This window comes from Parvibaculum sp. (assembly GCF_049672805.1).
Taxonomy (GTDB): Bacteria; Pseudomonadota; Alphaproteobacteria; order Parvibaculales; family Parvibaculaceae; genus Parvibaculum.
In genome coordinates, this window is sequence record NZ_JBATWS010000471.1 from 1 (window position 1) to 3784 (window position 3784).

Sequence of the window (3784 nt, forward strand, 5' to 3'; positions counted from 1 at the left end):
TCGCGCGCGCCGGGGCCGGTGACGGTCCGGTCGATGGTCGCAAGCAGTGAGCCGGTGGCCTCCCCCTGAAGCGTTCTCACCAGTTCGAGATTTGCACGGGTCGCCGCATCAATCGCCATTGTGTCACTGGCGGCAACGCGGCGCGGGGCGGAGAGGGCGGGCATCCGGCCCACCTGTGTCAGCTCCACATAGTCGAGCAATGCGCCCATTGCGCCCAGTTCCGCCCGGGCGAAACTGCCAAAGCCCTCCAGCGCGGAGACGGCGAAATGGCTCTTGAGCCGCCGCTCGGCATTGCCCGAATCAAAGCGGATCGCGGGCAGGCGGGTGATGGTTGCCCCGCATTGGGCAAGAATTTCGTCTTCCGCGAATCCTTCGGGGGCGAGAAGTTCGCCGGGTGCGAGTCTTGCGAGTTCTGCGGCCAGATTTCCCGGCGCAAGGGAGGTCACGGCGAATTCGCCGGTCGAGACATCCGCCCAGGCAAGGCCCAGCGCCTCCTCGGCCCCGACCCGCGCCAGCGCCGCCAGATAATTATGCGAGCGGGCATCGAGCAGGCTTTCTTCCGTCAGCGTGCCCGGCGTGACGAGCCGCTGCACGGCGCGGGCGACAACGGATTTCGAGCCGCGCTTCTTTGCTTCCGCGGGGTCTTCCATTTGCTCGCAGACGGCGACCTTGAAGCCCTTGCGGATCAGGCGCTCCAGATAGACATCATGGGAATGAACCGGCACGCCGCACATGGGAATATCCTCGCCCATGTGGCGACCGCGCTTTGTGAGCGCAATGTCGAGGGCTTCGGCGGCGGCGACCGCATCATCGAAGAAAAGCTCGTAGAAATCGCCCATCCGGTAGAAAAGCAGCGCCTCCGGCCACTCTGCCTTGATCTCCAGATACTGCGCCATCATAGGCGTAGCAGCCGCCGCAGGCGCGGCGTCGGGCCTGTTTGCAGAGGTGGAAATGGGGGCGCTGTCAGACATATCGGCTTTCATGGCGGGCGCAGAGTAGCAGAACCCGCCCTCGCGAAAAGGCGGGAGAGAGGGGCAAATCACCTCTCAAAGCCGCCCAAAGGGGGTCAGACACCTAAAATAAACGGACTTCCCTTGTTATTGCGCGGAGGCCAGCCTAAAAAGCGGGCTCCGGGACCGGGCCCTGTGCTCAGGCCCGCCGCCGATCACGCCGGATCAGAGAGACATGAGCAAAAAGCGCCGCCAGTTTACGGATGAGGAAGCGCTCCTCTTCCACTCCCAGGGCAAGCCCGGAAAGCTTGAAATCAACCCCACCAAGCCGATGGCGACACAGCGCGACCTGTCGCTCGCCTACAGCCCCGGCGTTGCGGTGCCCGTGCGCGCCATCGCGGAAAACCCGGATGCCGCCTATGACTATACGAGCAAGGGAAATCTCGTTGCCGTGATCTCGAACGGCACGGCGATCCTTGGCCTTGGCGATCTGGGGGCGCTTGCCTCCAAACCCGTGATGGAAGGCAAGGCCGTTCTCTTCAAGCGCTTTGCGGATGTCGACTCGATCGATCTCGAAATTGATACGAAGGATGTGGATGCCTTCATCAATGCCGTGCGCTATCTCGGCCCTTCCTTCGGCGGCATCAATCTCGAAGATATTTCCGCGCCCGACTGTTTCGTGATCGAAAGCCGGTTGCGCGAATTGATGGACATTCCCGTCTTCCATGATGACCAGCATGGTACCGCGATCATCACGGCTGCGGGGCTGATCAATGCGCTTTATCTGACGAAGCGCAACATCAGGGACATCAAGGTCGTGGTGAACGGCGCGGGTTCGGCGGGCATCGCCTGTCTCGAACTCATCAAGGCCATGGGCCTGCCGAATGAAAACGCGATCCTCTGCGACACCAAGGGCGTGATCTACAAGGGCCGCACCGAGGGCATGAACCAGTGGAAGTCGGCCCATGCTACGGCCACTGATGCACGCACGCTTGAAGAAGCGATGGTCGGGGCAGACGTGTTCCTTGGCCTTTCCGCCAAGGGCGCGATCGACCAGAAGATGGTCGCCTCCATGGCGCCGCAGCCCATCATCTTTGCGATGGCCAATCCTGATCCCGAAATCACGCCGGAAGAAGTGGCGATGGTGCGCGATGACGCGATCATCGCAACGGGCCGGAGCGACTACCCGAACCAGGTGAACAACGTTCTCGGCTTTCCTTACATTTTCCGCGGCGCGCTTGATGTGCGTGCAAGTGCAATCAATGAGGAAATGAAGATCGCCTGTGCCGAGGCACTGGCGCAGCTTGCGCGCGAAGACGTGCCGGATGAAGTGGCCGCCGCCTATCAGGGCGAGCGTCCGCGTTTCGGTCCGCAATACATCATCCCTGTGCCTTTCGATCCGCGTCTCATCCGCGAGATTCCGCCTGCCGTCGCAAAGGCTGCGATGGATTCAGGCGTTGCCCGCTCGCCCATCGTGGATATGGAAGCCTACAAGAACCGGCTTCAGGCGCGCCTCAACCCGACGGCTGGCACATTGCAAGTCATCATGGACAAGGTGCGGCGCGATCCGAAGCGCGTCGTCTTTGCCGAAGGCGAGGAAGAGCGCGTCATTCGCGCAGCACTCGCCTTCCGCGATGCGGGTCTTGGTCATCCGATCCTTGTTGGCCGCGAAGAGCAGATCCGCGAAACGTTGCAGCAGATCGGCCTTGATGCGAGTGTCGGCCTCGACATTCGCAATGCGCGTCTCTCGGAGAAGATCCCGGAATACACGGACTTCCTTTACGAGAAGCAGCAGCGCAACGGTTATCTCTATCGCGACTGCCACCGCCTGCTGAGCAATGACCGCAATGTCTTTTCGGCCGTGATGGTAGAACTCGGCGATGCGGATGCGATGGTGACGGGCGTGACCCGCACCTATTCCGTCGCGCTTGAAGAAGTGCGCCGCGTGATCGATGTGGTGGATGACAAGCGCCCTATCGGCGTCACGCTCATCATTGCGGGCGGGCGCACCGTGCTTGTTGCCGACACCAACGTGCATGAGATGCCGACTTCGGAAGAGCTTGCCGACATCGCGGTGCAGGCGGCGGAAGTCGCGCGCCGTCTCGGCTATGAACCGCGCGTCGCGCTGCTTGCCAATTCAAGCTTCGGCACGCATCAGCATGAGCGCCCCTCGACGGTGCGCGAAGCGGTGCGCATTCTCGACAAGCGCAATGTCGATTTCGAGTATGATGGAGAGATGGCAGCCGATGTCGCGCTCAACCATGAGACGATGGCGCTCTACCCCTTCTGCCGCCTCAGCGACACGGCGAATGTGCTTGTGATGCCTGCGATCCACGCCGCTTCGATTTCGACGAAGCTGCTGCGTGTGATGGGTGGTGCCACGCAGATCGGCCCGCTTCTCGTCGGCCTCAAGAAGCCGGTGCAGATCGTGCCGATGACGGCGACCGTCTCCGACCTCGTGAACATGGCAGCGCTGGCGGCGTATAATCTCTACAGATAAGACCGCCCTTATCTCGCATCAAATCGCACATGGCCCGGCTTGTCCGGGCCATTTGCGTTTTACGAGGATGGAAAGCGGGGAGTGTGCCTCCCGTGCCCTCACGCCTCCTTGTTCGGCGTTCCGTATTTCGCGCCGAATTTTGTGCGATAGCGGTCGGAGATTTGTGCGACGGGGAAGAGGATCAGCACGTCCGTCGTGTTGAACTGGCGGTCGATCACCGCGCCCTCGCCGATATAGCAGCCTGCCCGGAGATAGCCCTTGATCATGGGCGGAAGCGCGCGCAGCGCCTCGCGCTGGTCGAGCGCATCTTTGGCGATGATGTTCATTTCGACAT

1 protein-coding gene and 2 pseudogenes are annotated in these 3784 nt (G+C 61.7%); 1 reads left to right on the forward strand and 2 read right to left on the reverse strand.

Annotated features, from left to right (window positions below; translation table 11 throughout):
* Positions 1 to 971: pseudogene (locus WBF74_RS14530) on the reverse strand (DNA mismatch repair protein MutS); the annotation flags it as partial.
* Positions 972 to 1185: 214 nt separating this feature from the next.
* Here WBF74_RS14530 and WBF74_RS14535 point away from each other — a divergent pair.
* Positions 1186 to 3450: an NADP-dependent malic enzyme gene (locus WBF74_RS14535; protein ID WP_424441185.1), complete on the forward strand. Its 2265-nt coding sequence runs from the start codon at positions 1186 to 1188 to the stop codon at positions 3448 to 3450.
* A 98-nt stretch (positions 3451 to 3548) separates the two neighbouring features.
* Here WBF74_RS14535 and WBF74_RS14540 read toward each other — a convergent pair.
* Positions 3549 to 3784: pseudogene (locus tag WBF74_RS14540) on the reverse strand (ornithine--acyl-ACP N-acyltransferase OlsB); the annotation flags it as partial.

Bases quoted from the DNA above. Each gene is read 5' to 3' on its own strand.
- WBF74_RS14535 (WP_424441185.1), top strand. From the start codon at position 1,186: ATGAGCAAAAAGCGCCGCCAGTTTACGGATGAGGAAGCGCTCCTCTTC.